Annotated in this window: 24 protein-coding genes, 1 other RNA gene and 1 pseudogene; 16 read left to right on the top strand and 10 right to left on the bottom strand. The window is 60.3% G+C overall.

Annotation, left to right across the window (positions count from 1 at the left end; translation table 11 throughout):
* Nucleotides 1-133 precede the first annotated feature (133 nt).
* The 4 genes from dapB to grpE form a co-directional block, all read right to left on the bottom strand.
* Nucleotides 134-940, bottom strand: coding sequence for a 4-hydroxy-tetrahydrodipicolinate reductase (gene dapB, locus NA647_RS00705; protein WP_256055963.1), 807 nt, complete (start codon nucleotides 938-940; stop codon nucleotides 134-136).
* An 84-nt stretch (nucleotides 941-1,024) separates the two neighbouring features.
* Nucleotides 1,025-2,152, bottom strand: coding sequence for a molecular chaperone DnaJ (gene dnaJ, locus NA647_RS00700; protein WP_131650795.1), 1,128 nt, complete (start codon nucleotides 2,150-2,152; stop codon nucleotides 1,025-1,027).
* 121 nt (nucleotides 2,153-2,273) lie between these two features.
* Nucleotides 2,274-4,187: a molecular chaperone DnaK gene (dnaK, locus tag NA647_RS00695; protein WP_256055962.1), complete on the bottom strand. Its 1,914-nt coding sequence runs from the start codon at nucleotides 4,185-4,187 to the stop codon at nucleotides 2,274-2,276.
* Between the two features lie 99 nt (nucleotides 4,188-4,286).
* Entirely contained in the window at nucleotides 4,287-4,856 is a 570-nt protein-coding gene (gene grpE, locus NA647_RS00690; protein WP_256055961.1) for a nucleotide exchange factor GrpE, read from the bottom strand.
* 253 nt (nucleotides 4,857-5,109) lie between these two features.
* On the opposite strand from grpE, the gene recN reads away from it, so the two are divergent.
* Nucleotides 5,110-6,783, top strand: a complete 1,674-nt coding sequence (recN, locus tag NA647_RS00685; RefSeq protein ID WP_256055959.1) for a DNA repair protein RecN — start codon at nucleotides 5,110-5,112, stop codon at nucleotides 6,781-6,783.
* A gap of 56 nt (nucleotides 6,784-6,839) precedes the next feature.
* Here the strand turns inward: recN and fur are convergent, their stop codons facing one another.
* The gene (fur, locus tag NA647_RS00680) at nucleotides 6,840-7,247 is read right to left on the bottom strand and encodes a ferric iron uptake transcriptional regulator (RefSeq protein ID WP_256055958.1); all 408 of its coding nucleotides are present in this window, start codon (nucleotides 7,245-7,247) and stop codon (nucleotides 6,840-6,842) included.
* Nucleotides 7,248-7,340: 93 nt separating this feature from the next.
* Between fur and NA647_RS00675 the strand changes: the two genes are divergently transcribed.
* Nucleotides 7,341-7,841, top strand: coding sequence for an outer membrane protein assembly factor BamE (locus NA647_RS00675; RefSeq protein WP_131650800.1), 501 nt, complete (start codon nucleotides 7,341-7,343; stop codon nucleotides 7,839-7,841).
* A gap of 33 nt (nucleotides 7,842-7,874) precedes the next feature.
* Here the strand turns inward: NA647_RS00675 and NA647_RS00670 are convergent, their stop codons facing one another.
* Together NA647_RS00670 and NA647_RS00665 are read right to left on the bottom strand one after the other, a co-directional pair.
* Nucleotides 7,875-8,195, bottom strand: coding sequence for an RnfH family protein (locus tag NA647_RS00670; RefSeq protein WP_256055957.1), 321 nt, complete (start codon nucleotides 8,193-8,195; stop codon nucleotides 7,875-7,877).
* Nucleotides 8,188-8,622: a type II toxin-antitoxin system RatA family toxin gene (locus tag NA647_RS00665; protein WP_181100271.1), complete on the bottom strand. Its 435-nt coding sequence runs from the start codon at nucleotides 8,620-8,622 to the stop codon at nucleotides 8,188-8,190. The genes NA647_RS00670 and NA647_RS00665 overlap by 8 nt, the downstream gene beginning before the upstream one ends.
* A 236-nt stretch (nucleotides 8,623-8,858) precedes the next feature.
* On the opposite strand from NA647_RS00665, the gene smpB reads away from it, so the two are divergent.
* Nucleotides 8,859-9,341: an SsrA-binding protein SmpB gene (gene smpB, locus NA647_RS00660; RefSeq protein ID WP_131650803.1), complete on the top strand. Its 483-nt coding sequence runs from the start codon at nucleotides 8,859-8,861 to the stop codon at nucleotides 9,339-9,341.
* A gap of 52 nt (nucleotides 9,342-9,393) precedes the next feature.
* Here the strand turns inward: smpB and NA647_RS00655 are convergent, their stop codons facing one another.
* Entirely contained in the window at nucleotides 9,394-10,176 is a 783-nt protein-coding gene (locus NA647_RS00655) for a GntR family transcriptional regulator (RefSeq protein WP_256055956.1), read from the bottom strand.
* A 272-nt stretch (nucleotides 10,177-10,448) separates the two neighbouring features.
* Here NA647_RS00655 and NA647_RS00650 point away from each other — a divergent pair, with 272 nt between their 5' ends.
* The 13 genes from NA647_RS00650 (at nucleotide 10,449) to NA647_RS00590 (ending at nucleotide 24,480) form a co-directional block, all read left to right on the top strand.
* Nucleotides 10,449-12,143: an L-lactate permease gene (locus NA647_RS00650; RefSeq protein WP_256055955.1), complete on the top strand. Its 1,695-nt coding sequence runs from the start codon at nucleotides 10,449-10,451 to the stop codon at nucleotides 12,141-12,143.
* Between the two features lie 166 nt (nucleotides 12,144-12,309).
* Entirely contained in the window at nucleotides 12,310-13,479 is a 1,170-nt protein-coding gene (lldD, locus tag NA647_RS00645; RefSeq protein ID WP_256050236.1) for an FMN-dependent L-lactate dehydrogenase LldD, read from the top strand.
* 52 nt (nucleotides 13,480-13,531) lie between these two features.
* Nucleotides 13,532-16,366, top strand: a complete 2,835-nt coding sequence (locus NA647_RS00640; protein ID WP_256055954.1) for an FAD-binding and (Fe-S)-binding domain-containing protein — start codon at nucleotides 13,532-13,534, stop codon at nucleotides 16,364-16,366.
* Between the two features lie 163 nt (nucleotides 16,367-16,529).
* Entirely contained in the window at nucleotides 16,530-16,838 is a 309-nt protein-coding gene (locus NA647_RS00635) for a hypothetical protein (RefSeq protein WP_131650808.1), read from the top strand.
* A gap of 150 nt (nucleotides 16,839-16,988) precedes the next feature.
* Nucleotides 16,989-17,367: a transfer-messenger RNA gene (gene ssrA, locus NA647_RS00630) on the top strand.
* A 165-nt stretch (nucleotides 17,368-17,532) separates the two neighbouring features.
* Nucleotides 17,533-18,774, top strand: coding sequence for a tyrosine-type recombinase/integrase (locus tag NA647_RS00625; RefSeq protein ID WP_256055953.1), 1,242 nt, complete (start codon nucleotides 17,533-17,535; stop codon nucleotides 18,772-18,774).
* 41 nt (nucleotides 18,775-18,815) lie between these two features.
* Complete coding sequence (locus tag NA647_RS00620; RefSeq protein WP_256055952.1) at nucleotides 18,816-19,280, top strand: hypothetical protein; 465 nt, start codon at nucleotides 18,816-18,818, stop codon at nucleotides 19,278-19,280.
* A gap of 76 nt (nucleotides 19,281-19,356) precedes the next feature.
* Nucleotides 19,357-19,578 carry a helix-turn-helix transcriptional regulator gene (locus NA647_RS00615; RefSeq protein WP_256055951.1) on the top strand — a complete coding sequence of 74 codons (222 nt, stop codon included), beginning with the start codon at nucleotides 19,357-19,359 and terminating at the stop codon, nucleotides 19,576-19,578.
* Nucleotides 19,578-20,486 (top strand): toprim domain-containing protein, encoded by a 909-nt coding sequence (locus tag NA647_RS00610; RefSeq protein ID WP_256055950.1) that lies wholly within the window; start codon nucleotides 19,578-19,580, stop codon nucleotides 20,484-20,486. Before NA647_RS00615 ends, NA647_RS00610 begins: the two co-directional genes overlap by 1 nt.
* Nucleotides 20,483-22,123: a YfjI family protein gene (locus NA647_RS00605; RefSeq protein WP_256055949.1), complete on the top strand. Its 1,641-nt coding sequence runs from the start codon at nucleotides 20,483-20,485 to the stop codon at nucleotides 22,121-22,123. Before NA647_RS00610 ends, NA647_RS00605 begins: the two co-directional genes overlap by 4 nt.
* Entirely contained in the window at nucleotides 22,120-22,503 is a 384-nt protein-coding gene (locus tag NA647_RS00600; RefSeq protein WP_256055948.1) for a hypothetical protein, read from the top strand. The genes NA647_RS00605 and NA647_RS00600 overlap by 4 nt, the downstream gene beginning before the upstream one ends.
* A gap of 346 nt (nucleotides 22,504-22,849) precedes the next feature.
* Nucleotides 22,850-23,035 (top strand): hypothetical protein, encoded by a 186-nt coding sequence (locus tag NA647_RS00595; protein ID WP_256055947.1) that lies wholly within the window; start codon nucleotides 22,850-22,852, stop codon nucleotides 23,033-23,035.
* 1,262 nt (nucleotides 23,036-24,297) lie between these two features.
* Nucleotides 24,298-24,480: a hypothetical protein gene (locus NA647_RS00590; protein ID WP_256055946.1), complete on the top strand. Its 183-nt coding sequence runs from the start codon at nucleotides 24,298-24,300 to the stop codon at nucleotides 24,478-24,480.
* Nucleotides 24,481-24,694: 214 nt separating this feature from the next.
* Here the strand turns inward: NA647_RS00590 and zorA are convergent.
* Together zorA and NA647_RS00580 are read right to left on the bottom strand one after the other, a co-directional pair.
* Nucleotides 24,695-25,105 (bottom strand): annotated as a pseudogene (gene zorA, locus NA647_RS00585) (anti-phage ZorAB system protein ZorA); the annotation flags it as partial.
* A complete protein-coding gene (locus tag NA647_RS00580) occupies nucleotides 25,077-26,183 on the bottom strand; it encodes a nuclease (protein ID WP_256055944.1) in 1,107 nt (368 codons plus the stop codon). The gene NA647_RS00580 and the pseudogene zorA, both read right to left, overlap by 29 nt.
* Between the last annotated feature and the right edge of the window lie 10 nt (nucleotides 26,184-26,193).

Below are 26,193 nucleotides of genomic sequence, written 5' to 3'. Positions count from 1 at the left end.
AAGCGGGATGACGTGTGAAGGTCATCCCGCTTTTTATTGGAGTCATTCTGCGCAACTTTTAGTGGACACACTAAAGCGGGAAGCTTACAGAAAACCCCTCTTGCGGTCCAGCCGGAATCCACCTGACGGCGAATCAGCGCAAGCCAAGCACGTCCTGCATGTCGTACAGCCCGGCCGGTTTTTCATCGAGCCACAGAGCCGCACGTACCGCACCCTTGGCGAAGGTCATGCGACTGGAGGCCTTGTGAGTGATTTCGACCCGCTCACCTTCTGCAGCGAACAGCACGGTATGGTCCCCCACCACATCACCGGCGCGCACCGTGGCGAAGCCGATGGTGTCCCGCTCGCGCGCACCGGTTTGACCTTCGCGCCCATAGACCGCGACCTTGCGTAGATCGCGCCCCAGCGCCTCGGCGACCACTTCACCCATGCGCAGCGCAGTGCCGGATGGCGCATCGACCTTATTCCGGTGATGCGCCTCGATGATCTCAATGTCAGCCTCGTCGCCCAACACACGGGCCGCAGTATCGAGCAGCTTCAGACAGAGATTGACTCCAACGCTGAAATTGGCGGCAAAGACAATGGGAATGTCCTTCGCAGCGGCAGCCAAGCGTTCTTTTTCAGCCTCGGAAAAACCGGTCGTACCGATCACCATCGCCTTGCCGGCACGCCGACACACGTCCAGATTTTTCAAGGTGACCGAGGGGTGGGTGAAGTCAATCAGCACGTCGAACTCATCCGCCACCTTAGCTACGTCGCCAATCAGCGGTACCCCCAGACGACCGATCGCCGCCAGTTCGCCGGCATCGGCACCGACCAGTGTGCTATCCGGTCGATCGATCGCCGCAGTAAGCCCGGCGGCGCCAGCGGTCTGCTGCACCGCTTCGATAAGGGTCTTGCCCATGCGCCCAGCGGCGCCCATCACTGCAATACGTCGCATAACAAAGCTCCAAGCTGGAAAGCCTGAAGCTGAAAGCTGCTCCGGTGCGCTTCAGGCTGCCGGCTTTAAGCTTCCAGCCTCCGCTCAGACATCGCCGAAAAAGCGCTTCACACCCTCGAACCAGCCGCTGGCCTTGGGCGAATGAGAGGTGTCGCCCTGCAGCGTGCCGCGAAATTCCTCGAGCATTTCGCGCTGACGCTTGCTTAGGTTGACCGGAGTTTCCACCGCAACCCGGCACAGCAGGTCGCCCGCCGCACCACCGCGCACCGGCGCGACACCCTTGCCGCGCAGGCGGAACTGCTTGCCGGTCTGGGTACCCTCGGGAATCTTCAGTTTGACCCGACCATCGAGGGTCGGCACTTCCAACTCGCCGCCCAACGCCGCATCGGCGAAGCTGATCGGCACCTCGCAATACAGATGCTTGCCGTCGCGCTGGAAGATTGCGTGCTCGCGCACGTTGACCACTACATACAGATCACCCGCCGGGCCACCTTGAGTCCCGGCCTCGCCCTCGCCGGTCAGGCGAATGCGGTCACCCGTATCAACACCCGCCGGCACCTTCACCGACAGTGTCTTCTGCTCTTCAACACGCCCCTGGCCATGACAGCTGCCACATGGGTCGGAGATCATCTTGCCGCTGCCATGGCAGCGCGGGCAGGTTTGCTGAACGGAGAAGAAGCCCTGCTGCATGCGAACCTGACCGATACCACCGCAGGTAGTACAGGTCACTGGACTGGTGCCCTTCTTGGCACCGGAGCCATCGCAGGTCTTGCACTCGGCAAGTGTCGGCACGCGAATGGTCACCGTCGTGCCGCGCACGGCTTCTTCCAGATCAAGCTCGAGCGTGTAACGCAGATCGCTGCCGCGCTGGGCACCACCACGGGAGCTACCGCGGGCACCGGTAAAGAAATCGCTGAACACGTCGCCGAAAATATCGGAGAAGTTGGCGCCGCCATAGGCTGCACCCGCGCCGGCTCCCATCTGTGGATCGACGCCAGCGTGGCCGTACTGATCGTAGGCCTGACGCTTGCTGGCGTCTGAGAGCACTTCATATGCCTCGTTGGCTTCCTTGAAGCTCTCCTCGGCCGCTTTGTCTCCTGGATTGCGATCGGGATGGTGCTTCATGGCGAGACGACGGTAAGCCTTTTTCAGCTCCGCCTCGCTGGCGCCACGCTCGACACCTAGCACTTCGTAATAGTCACGTTTGGCCATAAATTTCCTGAACCTTCAAATTCGTACCCTCCAGACACGCCGACGCGGGAGCAAGCCCCCGCGCAGCGGTCAGGCCCGCCCGAACGCAGTCGGGACGGGCTGGAGCGGAAGTAAGCCAGGCTTACTTGTTGTCCTTGACCTCTTCGAACTCGGCATCGACCACGTCGTCGCCAGGCTGCGCATTGTCACCGGCCGGCTGGCCTTCGCCACCCTGAGGCTGTTCGGCGTACATTTTTTGCGCCAGGGGTGTAGAAGCCTGGGACACCGCAGCGATTTTCGCCTCGATCTCGGCCTTGTCGTCACCCTTGATCGCAACTTCCAGCTCGGAAATGGCTTTCTCGATGCTGGCCTTGTCCTCCTCAGTGGCCTTGTCGCCAGCCTCGACCAGCATCTTGCGAGTGGCATGGACTAACTGGTCACCCTGATTGCGGGCACCGGCCAGCTCCTCGAACTTGCGGTCTTCCTCAGCGTTGGCCTCGGCGTCACGGACCATCTGCTCGATCTCTTCCTCGGACAGACCGGAGTTGGCCTTGATCACGATGGACTGATGCTTGCCGGTAGCCTTGTCCTTCGCCGAGACGTGCAGGATGCCGTTGGCATCGATGTCGAAGGTGACCTCGATCTGCGGCATGCCACGCGGTGCTGGCGGAATCTCGGCCAGGTCGAAGCGACCGAGCGACTTGTTGCCACTGGCCTGCTTGCGCTCGCCCTGCAGCACGTGAATCGTAACTGCGCTCTGGTTATCGTCGGCCGTTGAGAACACCTGCGACTTCTTGGTCGGGATAGTGGTGTTCTTCTCGATCAGGGCGGTCATTACGCCACCCATGGTTTCGATACCCAGGGTCAGCGGGGACACGTCCAGCAGCAGCACGTCCTTGACGTCACCGGCCAGCACGGCGCCCTGAATGGCAGCACCCATGGCGACAGCTTCGTCCGGGTTGACGTCCTTGCGCGCGTCCTTGCCGAAGAATTCTGCGACCTTCTGCTGCACCAACGGCATGCGGGTCTGCCCGCCGACCAGGATCACGTCGTCGATTTTCGATACGTCGACGCCAGCATCCTTCAGCGCGATGCGGCAAGGTTCGATGGTGCGCTGCACGAGATCCTCGACCAGCGCTTCGAGCTTGGCGCGGGAAATCTTCACGTTCAGGTGCTTCGGACCACTCGCATCGGCAGTGATGTACGGCAGGTTGACGTCGGTCTGCTGGCTGGAGGACAGCTCGATCTTGGCCTTCTCAGCAGCTTCCTTCAGGCGCTGCATGGCCAGCGGGTCGCCCTTGAGGTTCATGCCGCTTTCTTTCTTGAACTCGTCGACGAGATAATCGATCAGGCGGATATCGAAGTCTTCACCACCGAGAAAAGTGTCGCCGTTGGTGGCCAGCACTTCGAATTGATGCTCACCGTCGACCTCAGCGATCTCGATCACCGATACGTCGAAGGTACCGCCACCCAGGTCATAGACGATCACGGTGTGGTCGCCCTTCGCCTTGTCCATGCCGTAAGCCAACGCAGCTGCAGTCGGCTCGTTGATGATGCGTTTGACGTCCAGACCGGCGATGCGGCCAGCGTCCTTGGTGGCCTGACGCTGACTGTCGTTGAAGTAGGCCGGTACGGTAATCACCGCTTCAGTGACCGGCTCGCCGAGATAGTCTTCGGCTGTCTTCTTCATCTTCTTGAGGATTTCCGCGGAAATCTGCGGCGGCGCCATTTTCTGGCCGTTCACTTCCACCCAGGCGTCATTGTTGTCAGCCTTGACGATCTTGTACGGGACCATCTGAATATCTTTCTGCACGACTTCTTCATCGAAGCGGCGACCGATCAGACGCTTCACTGCGTACAGGGTGTTGTGTGGATTCGTCACCGCCTGACGCTTGGCTGACTGGCCGACCAGGATCTCGCCGTCGTTTGCATACGCGATGATCGACGGCGTGGTACGACCGCCTTCAGCGTTCTCGATGACCTTGGCCTTGCCATTTTCCAGAATGGAGACGCAGGAGTTGGTGGTCCCCAGGTCGATACCGATGATTTTGCCCATTTATCTATCTCCGAAATCTTGGATGAAATCCGCGCCTGTTTACCGGCTGCGGGTAACACAAAAACGCTTGGCTACCAGATGGGGGTCCGCAGCCGAAATTCAAGCCTTCTCGTCGATCGAAGGCGGGGTTTGCGCCGGCGCCTTGCTGACGACGACCATTGCCGGGCGCAGCAGGCGGCCATTGAGCAGATAGCCCTTCTGGAAGACCTTGAGCACGCTGCCAGGCTCGGCGTGGGTGCTTTCTTCCATCGCCATAGCTTGGTGGTGCTCGGGATTGAAGGGTTCGCCTTGCGGGTCGAGCTGCGTCAGCTGATGGCGTGCCAGTGTGTCGAGCAGCAGTTTGAGCGTCAGCTCGAGACCTTCACGCACGGCCTTGACGGCCTCTTCATCCGGGCTCGACAGCTCGAGGCCGCGCTCCAGACTGTCAGCCACTGCTAGCAGATCACCCGAGAATTTTTCCAGTGCGAACTTGTGCGCTTTTTCCACGTCCTGCTCGGCGCGGCGGCGAATGTTCTGCAACTCGGCGGCAACCCGCAGAGACTGGTCCTGCGCCGCCGCCAGCTGCTCCTCGAGCGAATGCACGCGCGCGGCCAGATCCTCGGTCACCTCGGCTTGAAATTCCTCGCTCTCTTCAGGGTTCTGGTTGTCCAGGTTCTGCTCGTCGGCCATGCGATCCTCCTCATCAAAACGTCAGCGGGCTGTCGAACCCGCGCTTGTGCCGCTATATGGGGGCACGGAATTCTGGTTCAAGGGGCGGCCAGCAAGCTGAACGCATGAGCGGCTCGGACTGCATCGAGAGGCTTTACCTTGTACCCCCTCTCGAGCTTGCAGTTTGCAGCTCGTCACTGCTTTTTTCTTCCAGCTTGAAGCCGCCTCAAAAACTACTGTATAAATAGCCAGCCACGCTTTCGGGAGCCCTGCCATGCTGGTTCATCTGTCCGTCCATAATTTCGCCATCGTCGAACATCTCGATCTCGAATTGCAGCGCGGCATGAGCGTGATCAGCGGGGAAACTGGCGCCGGCAAGTCGATCATGCTCGATGCCCTCGGGCTTACTCTGGGAGATCGCGCCGACAGCAGTGCGGTCCGCATCGGCGCGGACAAGGCCGACATCCTCGCTAGTTTCGATCTGGACGACATACCTGATGCACGCGCCTGGCTCGCCGAGCGCGATCTGGACAATGACGGCCCATGCATCCTGCGCCGCGTCATCACCGCCGAAGGCCGCTCGCGGGGTTACATCAATGGCACCCCCTGCCCTCAGGGCGACCTCAAGGCACTCGGCGAGCTGCTGATCGATATCCACAGCCAGCACGAACACCAGTCGCTGCTGAAAACCGATACCCACCGGCGCCTGCTCGACGAATACAGCGGCAGCCAGGAACTCGCGCGCCAGGTACAGCTGGCCGCACAGCGCTGGCGCCAGACCCGTCAGACACTCGAACGCCTGAGCAATAGCAGCGACGAGCAGCGCGCACGCCATCAGCTCCTCAGCTATCAGTTAGAAGAGTTGGAAAATCTCGCTCTCGGGGAAGGTGAACTGGAACAACTGGAGCAAGAGCACAAGAACCTGGCCAATGCCGAACAGCTACTCGGCGCCTGCCGCCAGGTCATGGACATGTGCAGCGAGAGCGATGCCGGCAACGTGCTGTCGGCACTGACGGGCAGCCTGCAACGCCTGTCCGCTTTCCAGAACCAGCCCGGCGCACTGGCTGAAGCGGTAAATCTGCTGGCCAGCGCGCAGATCCAGGTCGAGGAAGCCATGGGCGAACTGAATCGTTTCGTCGATCATTTCGATGCCGACCCCGAGCGCCAGCAGACATTGGAAGAAAGGCTGGACAACATCTATACCCTGGCACGCAAGCACCGCGTACAACCAGGCGAACTGCCCCCCTTGCAGCAGCGCCTGTTGGAAGAACTCGAAAGCCTGAACGCTGATGACGAAGCGCTGGAGCGCCTGAGCGAGGAGCTGGCCGCCTACAGCCGTCACTATCAAGACAAGGCATCCGAGCTGAGCAACGCTCGCCAGCAAGCAGCCGAGACGCTCGCATCTTCGGTGGAGGCGGAAATTCAGCGCTTAGGTATGCCGGGTGGCAAGTTCAGCGTCGTGCTCAAGCCCTGCACTGAAGGCGAGCACCTTCCATACGGGCTGGAACAGGTGGAATTTCTCGTCAGTGCCAACCCTGGCCAGCCACTGCGACCACTGGCGAAGGTCGCTTCCGGCGGCGAGCTGTCGCGAATCAGTCTCGCGATCCAGGTGATCACGGCGCAGACTTCACGCGTACCGACACTGGTGTTCGACGAAGTCGATGTCGGCATCGGCGGTCCTACTGCTGAAGTGGTAGGTCAACTGCTGCGCCGCCTCGGCGAACAGGGACAGGTGCTGACCGTTACCCATTTGCCCCAAGTTGCTGCCCAGGGACATCACCACCTGTTCGTGCACAAAGCACGCGGCCAGAACGAGACCCATACGGCGGTCGCTGTGCTACAGGAAAGCGAGCGCGTCGAGGAGATTGCACGCATGCTCGGCGGGGTCGACCTGACCGAGCAAGCGCTGGCCCATGCCCGCCAGATGATCAGTTCAGCCCAGGTGTAAACGGCCACAACGAAAAAGGCGACCGGAAGGTCGCCTTTTTTACGCAGCACTAATTATCACTCGGCCTTCTTGCGCACGTAGAGCACCAGATTGTGATCAACGAGCTCGTAGCCGTGGCGCTGGACGATCTCTTTTTGCAGCTTCTCGATGTCATGGTCGAAGAATTCGATGACATCACCGCTGTCGACGCAAACCATATGGTCATGGTGGCCACCGTCGGCTAGCTCGAATACCGCATGGCCGCCATCGAAATTGTGGCGAACCACCAATCCCGCCGCCTCGAATTGCGTGAGCACGCGATAAACCGTGGCCAGGCCGACATCCTCGCCCGCCTCCATCAGCGCTTTGTAGACATCTTCGGCACTCATATGGCGCCGATCGGCGGTATCCAGCATCTGCAGAATTTTGACCCGTGGTAGGGTCACTTTGAGGCCGGCTTTGCGTAGTTCGCTATTTTCAACCATGGTTGGCTTTCTCGTTGCTGCTGTTTCGCAGCCTCCTTCAATACGGGTATGATCCAGGCTTTGCCCAGCCAAGATAGTGGAAGTCACCCACCGATGCAAAACGCCAAGCTCATGCTGTCCAGCCTCACGCTAGTGGGCCTGTTCGCACTCGCCGGTTGCTCATTCCCCGGGGTTTACAAGGTCGACATTCAACAGGGCAATGTCGTTACGCAGGACATGATAGACCAGTTGCGCCCCGGAATGACCCGGTCACAAGTGCGGTTTATCATGGGTAGCCCGCTTATCACCGATACCTTCAACGCCAGCCGCTGGGATTATCTGTACAGCATCCAGCCCGGCGGCGGGCAGCGCCAGCAGGAGCGCGTCAGCCTGGTCTTCAACGGCAACGATCAACTCGCTGGTCTGGCCGGTGATTTCATGCCGGGCGTCAGCCGTGATGAGGCAATCCTAGGCGGCCAGCCGACGACCGTCGAGCCTGCGGCAACTGGGGAAGAAAGCCCCGCGCCAGGCTCGCTGCTGGAGCAGATCCAGCGCGATGTCGACGCAGCCGAGCCGGTACCGGTGCCGATCCCGGAACCTCTGGAAACTAACTAAGCTGCGAGGCAGAGCCCGGATCGCCCGGGCTCGTCAACTCCCTGTCGCCTCGGCCTTGTTCTTTGCCGCCTTCGCGGCACGCTGCTTGCGTACTTCTTTCGGATCGGCAATCAAAGGCCGGTAAATTTCTACCCGCTCGCCCTCTTCCAGCACCCGCTCATCCGGCTTGAGCACCGCCTTGCCAAATATCCCCAGTGGCGCCGCATTCAGATCCAGCTCGGGAAAATGCGCATCCATTCCTGATTGCAGCGCCGCCGCACGCACGCTCGTACCCTGCGGCACCGTCAGGCGAAGCAGCTTCTGCTTGTCTACTCGGGCGTAGACGACCTCGATGGCGATGGCCTGCTTATCCATAGAGCTGTTTCGCGCGGTCACAGAAGGCATCGACCAAGGTATTGGCCGCCTGATTGAACAGCGGCCCGAGAGTGGCCTTAACTAGCGGCCCGGCGTAGTCGAACGTCAGGTCCAGACTGATCTTGCAGGCCTTCTCTCCTAGCGCTTTGAATTCCCAGATACCGTGCAGGTGGCTGAACGGCCCCTCCTCCAGCTTCATTTCGATGCGCTTGCCCGGCTGCAGCTCATTACGGGTCAGAAAGCGCTGACTCAAGCCCGCTTTCGCCACGGTCATGCTGGCCTGCATCTGCGTCTCGCTGGCAGACAGCACCTCGGTGGCGGAACACCAGGGCAGGAACTTGGGGTAGCTGGCCACGTCGTTGACCATGTCGAACAATGCGTGCGCCGGATACGGCAGCAGTGCCGAGCGTTGGATATGTGTCGTCATGCAGACCTTCTACTTCATCAGTCGACAGCCAAAGACCGCCACAGCCAAACGAACGCCAACGGCATCGATGGCAAGAATGAGGCACCCGTACAATCCTCCGGCACGCAGCACGACCGGCACGAGCGAACGAAAAGATGGCACATTGTCGGGGATAAGCCCGTCCCTCTCAAGTTTCATGCCGCCGCAGCTCAACGCTTATCGCCAGCCGCAGCGTCTCTCCTTATAATGCGCAACCTATGGCCAAACAGAAGAAACAGTCCCCCGGGACCATCGCGCTGAACAAGAAAGCGCTACACGATTACTTCATCGAGCAGAAATTCGAGGCGGGCCTCGTTCTGGCTGGTTGGGAAGTGAAAAGCCTGCGTGCCGGCAAGGCGCAACTGGTGGACAGCTACGTGCTGCTCAAAGACGGCGAGGCCTGGCTGATGGGCTGTCACATCACGCCTTTGACCACCGCCAGCACCCATGTCATCGCCGACCCTACGCGCACCCGCAAGCTACTGCTCAACAAGCGCGAGCTGGGCAAGCTGTTCGGTGCCGTGCAGCAGAAAGGCTACGCTTGCGTAGCCCTCTCGCTGTACTGGAAAAAGCATCTGATCAAATGTGATATCGCTCTTGCCAAGGGCAAGAAAGAATTCGACAAGCGCCACACTGAGAAAGAGCGCGATTCGGCCCGCGAGATCCAGCGCGCCATGCGCACCAAGGGCAAGGACGACTAAGCCAGCCCCCAAAGCTTGAAGCCATCCCGGGCGCTTTTCGCGCCAGGATTCGCTACGAGCCCTTGACCTTGTCGCCATGCCGGCGCTGCGCGCGCGCCAGGCGGCGGGCCTCCTGCTGACCTTCAGCGAGCACTTCCTGCACGTAATTAATATGGCGGTGGATCACGTCCCGCGCCTCGTCCGCCCGACGCCCAACGATCGCGTCGTACAGTTCTTGATGCTGCTTCATGAGCATATTGCGCGTCTCATCGCGTAGCGCATACATGCCACCAATGTTGGTCACCACATTGCGTTTGAGCATATCGAACAGGCCCCGGACCGTGTGCAGCAAGACCGTATTGTGACTGGCCTCGGCGATCGCCAGATGGAAGCGTGCATCGGCGGCACCTTCTTCCGCCCGGCTTACGGCACCCTCGCGCGAATAGCAATCCTGTAGCGCGGCAAAGGCTTCGCCGAGGCGCTGCTGATCGACCTCGGTAGCGCGCAATGCAGCGTAATAGGCGCAACTGCCCTCTAGCGTGTGCCGGAACTCCAACAAATCACGCTGAGCATCGGCGTTGTTCTCCAGCAGATGTAACAGCGGATCGCTGAAAGTCGTACCCAGCGACTGCGCCACGAAGTTTCCGCCACCGTGCCGGCTGACCAGCAACCCCTTAGCCACTAGTTTGTGGATCGCCTCGCGCAGCGACGGTCGCGATACGCCGAACTGTTCCGCCAAGGTTCGTTCCGCCGGCAACCGCTCACCCGGCTTGAGCGTGCCTTCGAGAATCATCGCTTCCAATTGCGTGACGATGTCATCCGCCAACCGGCGGTGACGCACCATTCCCACGTCCATATTCCACTCCTCGAGTGGTCTTACCAATAAGTACAGAGCCTAGCGATCGCGCTGAATACTGGCAAGAGTAGGCCCTGCGACCAAAGTCTATAGCGAGTTAATTGACGGCAAAATAGAGATGCTCTTACGCTGGCGGCACTTCCATGTTAAGTGGTATGACCAATTTACAGGAAGCCAATAATAACGAGGACTCATCATGAGATCTTTATCCGGCGCCTACTCCACGGTCCGCTCAGGGTCCTGTCTGAACCCAACCACAGGGGGAGCCTGACATGTCCACCGGACTGCTTGCACTTTTCGCCTTCACGCCCATTTTGCTCGCCGCCATCATGCTGATTGGCCTGCGCTGGCCTGCTAGCCGCGCCATGCCGTTGGTCTATCTGTTCACTGCCGCCATCGGCTTGTTCGTTTGGGACATGAGTTTCAACCGAATCATCGCTTCGACGCTGCAAGGCCTGGTAATCACCCTCGGCCTGCTGTGGATCATCTTCGGCGCCATCCTGCTGCTGAATACCTTGAAGCACTCCGGTGGCATCACCGCCATTCGCGCCGGCTTCACCACCGTCAGCCCTGACCGCCGCATCCAAGCCATCATCATTGCCTGGCTGTTCGGATGCTTCATCGAAGGCGCGTCCGGCTTCGGTACACCTGCTGCGATTGCCGCCCCCCTGCTGGTTGCCATCGGCTTCCCGGCCATGGCTGCCGTACTGATGGGGATGTTGGTTCAAAGCACGCCGGTATCGTTCGGCGCAGTCGGCACCCCTATCGTAGTAGGCATCAACAGTGGCCTGGACACCGCCACCATCGGTGCTCAACTGGTCGCCCAGGGCTCCAGCTGGAACCTTTTCCTGCAGCAGATCACCAGCAGCGTGGCGATCACTCACGCCATTGTCGGCACCGTGATGCCGCTGGTCATGGCGATGATGCTGACGCGCTTCTTCGGCAAGGAGAAAAGCTGGAAAGCCGGCTTCGAAGTGTTGCCCTTCGCGATCTTCGCGGGCCTCGCGTTCACCCTGCCCTATGCCGCGACCGGAATCTTCCTAGGTCCGGAATTCCCGTCGCTGCTGGGCGGCCTCGTCGGCCTGGCCATCGTTACAACCGCAGCTCGCTTCAACTTCCTGACACCGAAGAACGCCTGGGACTTCGCCGACGCCAAGGAATGGCCAGCCGAATGGCTGGGCACCGTCGAGATGAAGCTAGAAGACATCGCCGCGCGCCCGATGAGTGCCCTCCGTGCCTGGCTGCCCTATGTGCTGGTGGGCCTGATTCTGGTAATCAGCCGGGTCTTCCCCGAAGTCAGCAGCGCGCTGAAGTCGGTATCCATCGCCTTCGGTAACATTCTTGGCGAGACAGGTATTAGCGCCAGTATCGAGCCGCTGTTCCTGCCCGGCGGCATTCTCGTCGCGGTGGTGCTGATCACCTTCTTCCTGCACGGCATGCGCGCATCGGAGCTCAAGGCCGCCGTGAAGGAATCAAGTGGCGTGCTGCTCAGCGCCGGCTTCGTGCTGCTGTTCACCGTGCCGATGGTACGCATCTTGATCAACTCCGGCGTCAACGGCGCGGACCTGGCCAGTATGCCGATCATCATGGCGCGTTACGTCGCCGATAGCGTGGGTGGGATTTATCCGCTGCTGGCGCCCTCCGTAGGTGCATTGGGCGCCTTCATTGCCGGCTCCAACACAGTTAGCAACATGATGTTCAGCCAGTTCCAGTTCGGCGTTGCGCAGTCGCTGGGCATTTCCGGCGCGATGATCGTCGCGACGCAAGCGGTCGGTGCGGCTGCCGGCAACATGGTGGCGATCCACAACGTCGTCGCCGCCTCAGCTACCGTAGGCCTGCTCGGTCGTGAGGGCGTCACGCTGCGCAAGACCGTTTGGCCTACTCTGTACTATGTGCTGTTCACCGGTGTGATCGGCATGCTGGCGATCTACCTGCTGGGCGTGACGGACCCACTGGTTGGCGTCTGATGTAATGCACGTCCTTTGCCCCGGTACGCCCGGGGCAAAGACGTTTGGAATGCTGTCCTGTTCACGCTCAGCCTCGCCTGATCAGGACAACCAGGTCGGAACACAGCCTTCGTCACAGACGGGAGCACCACGAGACTTACCCCGTTTCATTCGGTGAGAACACACGATGATCATTTCTGCCTCTACGGATTACCGCGCTGCTGCAAAACGCAAACTACCGCCTTTCCTATTCCACTACGTCGATGGCGGTGCCTATGCGGAGTACACGCTGCGTCGCAACGTCGAAGACCTGGCCAGCCTCGCTCTGCGCCAGCGCGTACTGCGCAACATGTCCGACCTCAGCTTGGAAACCCAACTGTTCGGCGAAACCCTGTCGATGCCCGTTGTGCTGGCACCGGTCGGCCTGACCGGCATGCTCGCCCGTCGTGGCGAAGTCCAGGCCGCCCGCGCTGCGGACAAGAAGGGCATCCCCTTCACACTGTCCACCGTATCAGTCTGCCCGATCGAGGAAGTCGCGCCGGCAATCAAGCGGCCCATGTGGTTTCAGCTCTACGTGCTGAAGGACCGCGGCTTCATGAAGAACGCCCTGGAGCGCGCCAAGGCCGCCGGCGTCACCACTCTGGTATTCACCGTCGACATGCCGACCCCCGGCGCTCGCTACCGTGACGCGCATTCCGGCATGAGCGGCCCGAACGCCAACATGCGTCGCATGCTGCAAGCCATGACCCATCCGTTCTGGGCCTGGGACGTGGGCCTGCATGGCAAGCCGCACGACCTGGGCAACATCTCCACCTATCGTGGGCATCCGACCGGACTGGAAGACTACATTGGTTGGTTGGCAGCCAACTTCGATCCGTCGATTTCCTGGAAAGATCTGGAGTGGATTCGCGAGTTCTGGGACGGCCCAATGGTGATCAAAGGCATCCTTGATGCTGAAGACGCTCGTGACGCCGTGACCTTCGGCGCCGACGGCATCATCGTTTCCAACCATGGCGGTCGCCAGCTCGACGGTGTGCTTTCCAGCGCCCGCGCCATGCCCGCCATCGCTGACGCAGTCAAAGGCGACCTGAAAATTCTCGCCGACTCCGGTATCCGCAGTGGCCTGGACGTGGTTCGCATGATCGCCCTGGGCGCCGATACCATCATGCTTGGCCGCGCCTTCGCCTATGCGCTGGCGGCTGACGGCGAAGCCGGCGTGACCAACCTGCTCAACCTGATCGACAAGGAAATGCGCGTGGCGATGGTGCTGACCGGCGCTAAGTCCATCAGCGAAATCACCACCGATTCGTTAGTTCGCGAGCTGGGTCAGTATCAGAGCACCAAACACGTCGAATGAGCCCCACGAGGCCGCGCGCTCGACGCGGCCCGTTTGATTTCCCGGAGTCCGCATGAACGCGCCTGCCACCCTGCCGAGCGACTTTCTCGCAGCAGTCGAACAGTTGATCCCGGCGGAGCGGCGCTTCGACGACCCACTTTCCACGCTGGCCTTCGGCACCGACGCCAGCTTCTACCGGCTGATACCGAAGCTGGTGGTGCGCGTCGAATCCGAAGCCGAAGTGGTGGGATTGCTCAAGCTGGCCCACGCCGAAAACGTGCCCGTGACCTTCCGTGCCGCAGGCACCAGTCTCTCCGGCCAGGCGATCTCCGACTCGGTGTTGATCGTGCTCGGCGACAACTGGAACGGCCGCGAGATTCGCAACGGCGGTTCACAAATCCGTCTGCAGCCCGGCGTGATCGGCGCCAACGCCAACGCTGTGTTGGCGCCGCTGGGGCGCAAGATCGGCCCGGACCCGGCCTCGATCAACGCCGCGAAGATCGGCGGCATCGTCGCCAACAACTCAAGCGGAATGTGCTGCGGCACCGCGCAGAATAGTTATAAGACCCTCGCTGGCCTGCGCATCGTCCTGGCCGACGGCACCCTGGTCGACAGCGAGGATGCGGTCAGCGTCGCCACCTTCCGCCAGAGCCGTGCCGCACTGCTCGACGAGCTGGCCGAACTGGGCCGTCAAACTCGCGCCAACACTGAATTGGCCGCGAAAATTCGCCACAAGTACCGACTGAAGAACACCACCGGCTTCTCCCTCAACGCCCTGGTCGATTTCGACGAGCCGCTGGATATCCTCAACCATCTGATGGTCGGCTCCGAAGGAGCCCTGGGCTTCATTAGTGCGGTGACCTACGACACCGTGCCGGACCACCCGCACAAGGCCAGCGCACTGATCGTCTTCCCCAACGTGGAAACCTGCTGCCTGGCCGTGCCAGTGCTCAAGCAGCAGCCAGTTTCGGCGGTGGAACTGCTGGACCGTCGCAGCATGCGCTCGGTGGAAAACATGAAAGGCCTGCCGGAGTGGGTCAAGGACCTCTCCGCCAATGCCTGCGCGCTGCTGATCGAATCCCGCGCGGCCAGCCAGCCGCTGCTGCACGAACAAATCAACCTGACCATGGCCTCTATCGCGCATTTCCCGGTGGAGAAGCAAGTCGATTTCAGCGAAGACCCGGCGGTCTACAACCAGCTCTGGCGCATCCGCAAGGACACCTTCCCCGCCGTCGGTGCCGTACGCCAGACCGGCACTACGGTAATCATCGAGGACGTCACCTTCCCCATCGAACGCATGGCCGAGGGCGTCAATCGTCTGATCCAGCTATTCGAGAAGCATGCCTACAACGAGGCGATCCTTTTCGGCCATGCGCTGGAAGGCAACCTGCATTTCGTCTTCACCCAGGGCTTCGACGACCCGGCGCAGGTCGCCCGCTACGAAGCATTCATGCACGACGTCACCCAACTGGTGGCAGTGGAATTCGGTGGAGCACTCAAGGCCGAACACGGCACCGGGCGCAACATGGCACCCTTCGTCGAGCTGGAATGGGGCAGCGAGGCCTATGCGCTGATGTGGAAGATCAAGCGTCTGCTCGATCCCTCCGGCATCCTCAACCCGGATGTGGTGCTGTCCGACGACCCACAGATCCACCTAAAGAACCTCAAGCCGATGCCCGCCGCCGACGAGATCGTCGACAAGTGCATCGAATGCGGCTTCTGCGAGCCAGTCTGCCCGTCCAACGGACTGACCCTGACGCCGCGCCAGCGCATCGTCATCTGGCGCGACATCCAGGCGCGCAAGCGCGCCGGCATCGATACCACCGAGATCGAACGCCTCTACCATTACCACGGCGTCGAGACCTGCGCCGCCACCGGCCTCTGTGCCCAACGCTGCCCCGTGGGCATCAATACCGGCGATCTGGTGCGCAAACTGCGCAGCAAGGAAGCCAACAAGACCGGCACCGCCAACTGGCTAGCAGATCACTTCGCGACCGCCGTGCAAGGCACTCGCTTCATGCTGCATGCGGCCAATGGCGCGCATCTGATTATGGGCACCAAGGCCCTGAGCAAAACCTCCTCGGCGGTCTCCAAGCTCAGCAACGGTCGTGTTCCACTGTGGACACCGGCCTTGCCGCAGCCGCTACATCGTCTGCACCTGCCCAAGCCGGCTCCGCAGGACGAACGGCCGCGTGTGGTCTACCTGGCCGCCTGTGTTTCGCGCGCCATGGGTCCAGCGGCGCGCGATCAGGAACAGAAACCGCTGCTCGACACCACCCGCGCCCTGCTAGAGAAGGCCGGCTACCAGGTTATCTTCCCCGACAACCTGAACGATCTCTGCTGCGGCCAGCCCTTCGCCTCAAAAGGCTACGCCGAGCAGGCCGAGCGCAAGCACCAGGAAACCCTTGATGCCTTGCTCAAGGCCAGCCGCGGCGGGCTCGACCCGATCTACTGCGACACCAGTCCCTGCACCCTGCGCATGGTCCAGGGCCTGACCGATCAACGCCTGGACTTCTACGATCCGGTGCGTTTCATCCGCACCCACCTGCTGGACCGGCTGGACCTCATCCCACAGGAAGCGCCGATAGCAGTCCACGTCACCTGCAGCACGCAGCACCTGGGAGAGGCGCAGGCACTGATCGATATCGCCCGCCGCTGCGCAAAGGAGGTGGTGATTCCCGAAGGCATCCACTGCTGCGGTTTTGCAGGCGACAAAGGCTTCACCACGCCAGCGCTCAACGCCCACGCACTGCGCAGCCTCAAGGACGCGGTGCAGGTGTGCAGGGAAGGCATCTCCACCAGCCGCACCTGCGAAATCGGCCTCTCGCGCCACGGCGAGATCGACTATCACGGGCTGGTCTATCTCGTGGATCGCGTCAGCCGCAGCAAGGTCAGCCAACCCGCCTGAACATCCGATGGACAAGGATGCCATCACAAAAATGAAACGCTTGAGCGCAACCGCAGTCCGAAGTTTAGAGCCCAGCAGTCTGAGGGCTCCACCCGCCTCGGCGCCGCCACGACAGACTGATTCAGGCAGGCCCGCCGGGAAGACAACTCCCTGGAGGACGCTCATGAAACGATTAGCCCTACTCGCCGCAGCCGCTTTGCTCGCCAGCCCCGCTGCGTTCGCCGCCGATAAAAATCTCTGCGAACTCAACATGCAGGAGGTCGACGACAACATGGCCACCAACATGGCCACCCTTGGAGAACCAGCCAAGAGCCAGATCGAAGAACACATCGAACAGGCCAGACAGGCACAGCAGTCCGGCGACACCGAAGCCTGCATCAGCCACTCGACCAAAGCACTGCAGGAACTCAAAGGACCAGGCAGCTCCGGTAGCGGCGGCACCAGCGGATCGGGTTCAGGCGCAGGCAACTGACCCACTGAGCGCGGGCAGGTGACCTGCCCGCTCTTCGCAGCCAAAGCCCATGAAATCCGACGAGACGCACTTACCTAATCCATCAAGCGTTCGACGCAGCCTCTGCTTTGGCGTAGACTGCGCCGCACATGAAGCTGCAGACCGCTTCATGGGGCCGATTAGGATTCGACGCCGGTAACGAAACTCTAGGTGCATGCCGAGTTGGTAACAGAACTCGTAAATCCACTGTTGCAAACTTATAGTTGCCAACGACGACAACTACGAAGGGTACGCGCTAGCCGCCTAACCTTCATCTGGCCGCTTCGGCGCCAGCGGTCATGAGGGGATGCCTGTAAACCCGAAATGACTGTCAGATAGAACAGGATCGCCGCCAAGTTCGCTGTAGACGTAACGGTTAAAACTCATACAGCTCGCTCCAAGCACCCTGCCAATCGGGCGGCGCGGAGTTAACTCAATAGATCTGGCTAAGCATGTAGTACCGACAGCGGAGAACTGGCGGACGGGGGTTCAAATCCCCCCGGCTCCACCAAATGCAAGTTTTCACATGTTCCCACATGACTGAAAACACCCCTGAAGAGCCCGCCCCGTGCGGGCTTTCTTGTTTCTATACGTACCTCAGTGCATCCATATACCGTTGCCCCTGTTGTATCCCTGCATGTATCCTCGCCAGAAAAATGAACCGAGGGGATACAAATTGAAGCGGAGCCAGATAAAGCGTCGCCCCATGGCGGATACGGTTTTGGCCAGCCTTGAAGCTGAGGCTAAGGAATACCGGGAGATGGATGGTGACGGCCTGTATCTCCGCGTGAAACCCGACGGCTCCAAATCGTGGCAACTGCGCTACAAAAAGCCCGATGGCAAATGGTCATGGTTGGGGCTTGGCGGCTATGGCATGGGCAATCACCAACTGACCGGCGAGCAGGCGCGCCGAAAGGTACGTGAGTTGCGAGATGGCACTAGTAAAGACGGCAGCATTATGGCCACCAAACGAGCCAAAAGAGCTGCAGAGATTGAGGCGGCCAACAATACCTTCGAGCACCTGGCCCGCGAGTGGTACGCAACCAAGTGTAAGACCTGGACCGAAGGAACGGCCGTTCGCACCATCGGCGCACTTGAGAAACACGTGTTCCCTGTGTTCGGCAAGCGCCCCTACACCAGCATCCTGCCCATGGAGTGGATGGAATTGCTGCGCAGCATGGAGCAGACCGGCATCGTAGAGCAGACCAGCCGCGTACGCGGTACGTGCCGTGAGATCTATGATCTGGCTCGCGTCACTGGCAGAGCGACGCACAACCCGCTCGAAGGGCTGCATAAATTTCTACTGACCAAACCGGTAGAGAACTTTGCCCATGTATCCCTTGATGAGCTGCCTGCTCTGCTCAGAGCTATCCGCTCCTACCCCCACGCCCCCGATGTGCGCATAGGTCTGCAATTGCTGACTATGCTCGCCTGTCGACCATCCGAGCTGCGTGAGGCGCGCTGGGACGAACTCGACCTCCACTCGGGCCTCTGGCTGATCCCTGCGGAGCGCATGAAACGCCGCCGCGACCATTTAGTGCCACTGCCTACTCAGGCGGTCGCCCTGTTACGCGAACTGCAAAACATCACCGGCAACTATTCGCTGTTGTTTCCAGGCCGAGGCAACACAACCAAGCCACGCAGCAATACGGTGTTCCTGATGGCTTTACGTCGCCTGGGCTACGAAGGCCGCCAGACCGGCCACGGCTTTCGCCATCTGGCCAGCACCATCCTCAACGAAAATGGATTCGACTCACAGCACGTCGAAGCCCAGCTCTCCCATGTCAAGGAAGGCGTCCGGGGCGTCTATGACAAAAGCACCTATATGGAACAGCGCAGGGTAATGATGCAGTGGTATGCCGATCATTTGGACAAGCTGGCGGCAGGCAATGTCGTGTCACTCAAACGCAAGGCATGACGTCTGCCCCGGTCATCCATCGAAAGAAGTGAATCAATCAAATGCGCAAATGGGACAACGTAACTTCCGATCAGCTGCTCACCACCATTGATATCCTGAAGCACCACTTCGATCCAGCCCTGTCTCGCAAGGTGATCGAGCTTTTCCATGAGCGGATGCAAGACGACGAGCATGTCGATCCAGATGCGCTATACGCGCTGATGAAACATGTTTTCGCCCTGATCATGGAAGGGAAAAATGCAGACCAAGCCTTTGGCTTAACGCGCACCCGAGGCGGATACAAACGGGAGGATACCTATGAGCGTGATCTCCATGCTGCCGCCATAGTCGTCCTTAACTTGCGAAAAGGTTCCAAATGGCTGGATGCGGTCGCGGATGCCGCCGTACAGCTGAACATCAGTGAAAGCACTGTAAAACGGGCCTGCGACGACTTCCGAGAAGGACTTGAGTATCTACCCGATGACGTTCTGATGCAGATTTCCGATCGCTCCACAGTCTCACCATAAACGCACTTATGATGGTTTAGAAGACTCCGACAGAGCAGTTTACGTTGCGCCCCGTAACCCATACGGAGGCGCTCAGATGCACCCTACCCACCCCACGATTGACCAAGCTCTCATCCCTCAGACTGAGGTCTGCAAGGCCATTGGCCAGACCCGCTCCGGGCTGGACAAGCTGCGCAAAAAAGACCCGACCTTTCCCAAGCCCATCAAGTTCGGCAATAGCCGCCAATCGGCGGCCTACTACGTCATCGCCGAGCTGAACGCCTGGCTGGCCGAAAAAATCATTGAGCGTGACGCTTAATGGGGCCCGCTCTGCGCTTCACCCCGCTTGCGGTGACTGACGCCGTAATGTTGTTCCGCGACAATCTGGCAACCGTCTTCGGCTCCATGGATTGGCTACCCATAGCCGACGGTTCGATTCATCGCTTTCATGTCCCCGGTGACAAAGCCGGGACGTACAACGGCTGGTATGTGCTGTTTGTCACCAGCATCGCCTCAGGTTGTTTCGGTAGCTGGAAGGCCGGAAGCTCGTACACCTGGAGCAATCGCAAACCGACAGACCCGCTGGAAGCACAGCTGATTGCCCAGCGCATAGAGCAGGCCAAGCGCCAGCGAGATGCAGAGCAGCATCAGCGCCAGCGAGCCGCTACCGAGTATGCCAATCGGCTGTGGCGTGATGCTCGGCGTGCTGATCCCAAACATCCCTACCTGATCGCCAAGGGCTGCCGCCCTTACAACCTGCGCCAGCACGGGGACGTGCTGCTGGTTCCGCTGTGCTGTTCAGGCGCATTGGTGAACTTGCAGCGCATCCGCGCAGACGGCGCCAAGCGCTTCCTGGCTGGCGGCCGAGTGAAGGGCTGCTATAGCCCCTTGGGCCACATCGAGCCAGGCCGGCAGCTGTACCTCTGCGAAGGAATAGCAACCGGCGCCACGATCCACGAGGAAACCGGCCACCCGGTTGCCTGCTCAATGACTGCTAACAACCTGCTGGAGGTTGGCCGCCACCTGCAACGCAACCACCCGGAGGCGGTGATGATCATCGCCGGGGATGACGACCGCCAGACCGAGGGTAACCCCGGACGCACCGCTGCCACCAAGGCCGCTGCCGCCCTGGGCTGTGGTTTGGTATTGCCGCAATGGCCAGCTGACGCGCCGCTAACGCTGAGTGACTTCAACGACCTGCGTAACTGGCTTGGAGGTGTTCAATGACTATCCTTCTCGCCTCCCCCACCTATCCAGAACCTCTACCCCTGTTGCCCGAGATGGAGAAGGCTGCTCCTTATCCAATTCAAGCGTTGGGTGAATTGCTTGGTGGCGCTGCCCAGTCCATCGTTGAAGCCGTACAGGTGCCCGATGCCTTGGCTGCTCAGTCGGTACTGGCCGCCGCTGCTATGGCTGCCCAGGCGCACGGTAACGCCCAACGCCCTGGGCAACAGATACCGCTGTCGCTGTTTGCTTTGACCGTAGCAGAGTCGGGCGACCGAAAGTCGGCAGCAGATCGCCTAGCCTTGCAGGCACACCAGCAACACCAACGGGAATTGATGGAGCAGTACAAGGCTGACGCCAAGGAGTATCGCGACCTTCGCGACGCCTACCAGAAAGCTCGCACCAACATTCTCGACAAGGCCAAAGGCGACCCCGAGGCGGTAGCGGAGGACCTGGGCAACTTGCTGGAGCCCGAGGCACCGCCACCGCCGTTCATTCTGTCCGAAGAGCCGACCCTTGAGGGCCTGCAAAAGTCCCTGTTGCGTGGTTATCCCTCGCAAGGGTTGTTCAGTGACGAAGGTGGGCAGTTCTTTGGCGGCCATGCCACCAAGCCCGAGAATGCGCTCAAGAGCGTTGCTGGTCTATCGAAACTGTGGGACGGCGCACCGATCAGCCGCACCCGCGCCTCGGAGGGTGAGAGCTCGGCCCGCTATGGCTGCCGTTTAAGCACTCATCTGATGATTCAACCCATCGTGGCCACTGGGGTGCTGATCAATCCGATCATGCAGGGACAGGGTTTTCTAGCGCGCTTCTTGATTGCCTGGCCGGAGTCGCTAGCCGGTACGCGCTTCTACCGTGACGCAGATCCGACTCGTGATGCACGCCTAAGCCGCTACTGGCAGCGCATGGCCCGCCTGCTGGCGCAGGAGCCCAATAAGGATGTGAGTGGCGAACTGACGCCACCCGTGCTCGCGCTGGAGCCTGCCGCCCTGGCTGCGTGGATCGAAGAGCACGATGCGATCGAGCGCCAACTTGGTCAGGGCGGTGACTTGCGAGAGATCAAGCCGACCGCCGCAAAGGGGGCTGAAAATCTGCTGCGCATCGCGGGTGTGTTCGCCGTAGTCGAAGGCCGGGAGACCATTAACCACGACCTGATCGAGCGCGCCGCTAGGCTGGTGCGCTGGTATCTGACAGAGGCGCTGCGCCTGGCCAACCCGAGCAAGATCGATACGCAGTTGCTCCAAGCTCAGACGCTGCTCGATTGGCTTCTTAGCAATCAGCGTCACAGCTTCGATGCCCGTACTCTGCAGCGCGAAGGCCCGAGCTGCGTTCGCAAAAGCGCCAAGCAGCGTGACTGTATCCTGGCGGTACTCGTAGAGCGCCGCTGGTTGAGCACGGCTGATGGCAAGACCTTCAATCTCAGCCCCGTTGCGACAGCCGCGACTTTTGCGACAACCCTGACCACGCAAGGCCCGGACGCTTGCGACGCAGCAGCGACAGCCTGCGACACCGGCAACGGCAGCCACCGTTTGTCGCAGCCGGTCGCAACCCTGTCGCACCAGCCACAATCAGAAACTACGGGGCTTGTCGCGGAAGTCGCAGTTGTCGCAGCACCTGCGAAGTATCGGGGCGAGATATGAGTGCCTTCGAACTGGTAGAACAGGCGAAGGCCGTGGGTGTCTTGCTGGTGCTGGTGGATGGCCGGCTGACCTGGGAGGCTGAACACGAGCCGCCGACCGAGCTGCTGGCTGATTTAGCCAAGCATAAATCCGAAGTTGTCGCTGTGTTGGAGGTGATGGACACTGCGCCAGCCACCGCCTGGGTATGGCTGAAGCAACTCGCCAGCCTACTGGAGTGCTCGCCGGACTATCTGCTCAAAGAACATTTTGTTGATCGCAATGACCTGGTAGAACAGCACCAGCAGGCTCCTTGGCGAGTAGCCCGCCTGATCCACACTCACCCTGAATGGCAGCCGCCTTCAGGCCATTCCGAAAACGCAGCGGCAGAGTTTCGGGAGTAGTACGCGCGAGCGAGCGCGGAAGGAATGCCTGGTCACCTCGCTTCGACTGCCTGGCGCGCCGCCCGCGATATCTATCACGCTCACGCCGTGGGTGGCTGCCCTCATTGCTACCCGCCGCTTGGTCGCCACTGCGCAACGGGTCGCGAACTGCGTGACCGCTATATTCACGAAACAAACTCTCTGGAGACGCACCGGGGAAACAAAGCCTGACGATCGAGCTTCGCCATTGGGCAGCTGCTGGTTAGGCCGTGCCATGACCTTTTCGGGCAAAGTAACCAGCCCTGAAAACCTCAGTGAGTTAGTGCTTACAATATGTCACGGGATTGAGTACCCGCGGATCGATGAAATGGCGACCCAACTGATGCACCAGACCGCTGACGTTTACAAGGAGGACCTGTCGCGTGCCGAAAACACGCTGGTCGACCAAGCCCATACGATGGCTGGCTTGTTCGCCAAACTAGCCAGCCAAGGCCTTGCGGGCGAGTCGCCTGGAGGTGGCAAAATTTACCTGCGGCTCGCGCTCAAGGCTTAGAGCTAGGCCCGCACCTCGCTGTGCAGACACTGGCAGAACCAAAAGCGCCCAAGCAGGTAGCGTTCGCTAGGCAGGCGAACGTCGGCAATTAACTACAAGTCAACAAGGGAAGCGTAACCACTGGCCTAGCACAGTAGCCAACTAAAAGGCCCATTCTTTCATCCAAGAAGTACGTTGTAGTTCGGAGTGAAGTGCTTCCTCCCAGGAACCTCCCCGGTAGCGCCGCATCTTCACCGTCTGCCACTTTAACCCACGCTCGTCAGCCCATTCCTTGGCCGTCTTGGTTGCTCCATTTAGTGTTACCAGCATGTTCGCTGCGCAGGTTGCGTCTCGCATTTCGGTGTCTCCATCGGATCGGGGTAGCGAGGCTACTAGCCACGGTTTAACGATACGGAGACGGCGGCTCTCCGTTAGCTGGCTGAAAAAATATGCATTTAATTTATCAGCGTTCTGATTCTTCCACTGATACATTGAAAAAATTCTTAAGTCAGGCGCCATTATGGCGGGGCCGCCAATGGGTGGAAAAGGTGGTTGCGCGGGGTAGCGGGGGACAGCTCTCATCAGCTCCTCACATGCACCCTTGCACCGAATGGAGTGACCCCAATGAAGATCCGCCATGCTATTCGGCGCAGATATGAGGCGCTTGTGCGCTTTTGGAATTTCCACATAAGAGGGACGGCTCCGACCAGATTCCAACGGCGCCATTACTTATCTTCTCGACGGCAGTTTGCTTTGGTGCCCTTCAGTCAAGAAAGAACCGGGGCCAGACGAAACCCCGTAGTCCCACCGCAGCAATATGCGGGCAATTAAAGCGAAGTCGGCCGAACCAGGAAACAGAATCCAGTTGGGAGTCCCTGAGCCGGCGACCCCCATATTCCCGGCCACCCGGAAGCTTCGTCACTTGCCAATGGGCTTTCGCCCCAGTACCTTTCGAATATGGCAAAACGCCACTCGCTGAAAAGCGGGTGCCAAAAATTCCTATAAATTTTCACACGGGGCTACTTGTGTACTGCCGCCGATGCGATGACCCCATCCCCCCTAAATGGGACTCCCCGTTGCGGGGCTATGGCCTATGCCCTGGATGCGTGGGCTCTAGGAGCAATGCGAACGTCACCGCATGTCGCCCTTCGCATGTCTGCCCGGATTGCGGGTCGCTTGTCACGGACGCAGAAACGTGGAGCGCACACACAAAAAAATGTGCAGGCCTCCCTGTGCCGGAGTAGGCGATTCCCAACCCCAAACTCCCCCGACGAGGTTTCTGCATGACCGATTTCAAAGGACTGATGACGCGAGCCGCGGAGCGCAATGAAAAACGCCGCCTCCACCTGGAGGCCGAAGCTCGCAAAAAGGGCATAGAAGACGTGGATGGGTACGTTCGCGCCGTTATAGAGATGGAAGATGGCCCTTTCGATGTCGATGACATGCCGGAGGGCGCACGGCCATGAGGACGTTATGGACTTGGCTATTTGCGGCGTTTGCGTGCTTTCTAATCTTTACTGCCATGGCGGTGGCTACCCGCATTAGCCGTGAAGCTGGTGGGCCACCATTCTTGACACTCGTGTTTACAGTCGCGGGGCTGGCCGGGATGTACTATGCAGCGAAGGGCATCATTCGGGCTGGTCGCCCTTGAACGCAGGGCAAGTAACAGGACGCCCCGAACGGATAGAGGAAGTCGATATCGTGCTGCAGCTTCTGAATATCGATAAGTGCATTACGCTCGAACATCTTCTCGATGATGTTGAGCAGCAGACTGAAAGCGACACCCCATACCGACGTCATAAACGCTACAGCAGCGCCTGATATCAGCTTGTTGATGCCGCCCTTCAGCGCCTCGATCTCGTCCGACGTCCCAACCAGCCCCTCAAGCCCGACGGTCAAACCAACGAAAGTACCCAATACACCGACCGCCACCAGGAAACTCGGTGCTGCGGCCAGCAGGCGGCTAGCCGTCAGACCACTCGCCAGCGTGCGCGCATTGAAGAAATGCTCGGCATCCAATGTGTTGAACAGCTTTTGCTGGTCGGATGAAAGCACAAGGCTCTCATCGAACTCGCGCCAGAGCATGCCGACACACGCCGAAGCGTTCTTTCAATCGGTCCACCGTCCATCGCCACTTCGGGGTGGTTGGGCGGCAGATAGTGTTCTGGTTGCCGAACAGGCCGACTTCCTTGATGGCTTCGTTCAGCGGTAGGCTGAACAGCCACTCCACTGAGACGAAGTACTCACAACGTTCCGGGTCATCGGCCAGGTCACGGTGATAATTAGCGCCGTTGAGCAGTTCCAGCGCCGGCACCTCGGTGCCTTGATAGGGAATACGAAACTCGATGGCTGGGGTGGCATGGCCTGTAACCCGCGCAACGCCGACATAGCCGGCGCCGGGGACGTTGACCCAGATGCGGTCGCCGGGGCTGAGCACCTTCAGGCTGTTGCTGTACCAGCTGCCACCACCACCGCAGATGAAGCCGTACTGCCGCGCCTCGGGCCAGGAGCGGCTGGGGCCGTGGCCGAAGGAGCAGTAGAACTCGCCGTTCCAGGGCTCGCTGGGTGTACCGGGCTTGGCGACTGCCGTGGGTTGTGGCGTTTCGGCGGGGTCGAGCAGCCAAGCGCGGCTGATTAGTTGCTGCTCACCGAGTTGGAACACCTGGAAGCACAGCACATTGATCGCAATATCTCGCTCGCTGAGATAGCTGACGATACGCTCGCTGCTGGCATCCAGCTCTGCGGCGACGATTACGATCTGATGGCTTTGATTGAGCGACTCGATATCCAGTGTCGCCCCGAAACGCGCCTGGAAATCAGCAGCCAGATCGCCTCGCGGCTTGAAGCGCTGATAGATGGCGGCAATATCGTCCGCCTCCAGCCGCTCGACCCAGGCGGCATAGTCCAGCGCCTGTGCCACCACCTCGCGCGGGGTGCGGTCGCGTTTGAGTTCGATCAGCACCAGCGAGGCATCCGGCGCCAGCGCCAGCAGGTCGATACGCCCGCCGTAGCCGGTGCTTTCCTGCTGGCCGATCAGCAGCCAGTCCTCGGACAGCAGCGCCGGCGCTGCGACTATCATGTTTTCCAACAGCTGCTCGCTGACCAACCGCGCCGCCTTGAGGGCTACGGGCTGCGCGCCGACAGTCCAGACTTGTGTGCGAATAGGCATCCTTTGCACC

The sequence above is a fragment of the Stutzerimonas stutzeri genome, assembly GCF_024448985.1.
Lineage (GTDB): Bacteria > Pseudomonadota > Gammaproteobacteria > Pseudomonadales > Pseudomonadaceae > Stutzerimonas > Stutzerimonas stutzeri_AP.
Note: the sequence above shows the minus strand (reverse complement) of the source record. Positions and strands in the feature narration are given on the sequence as shown.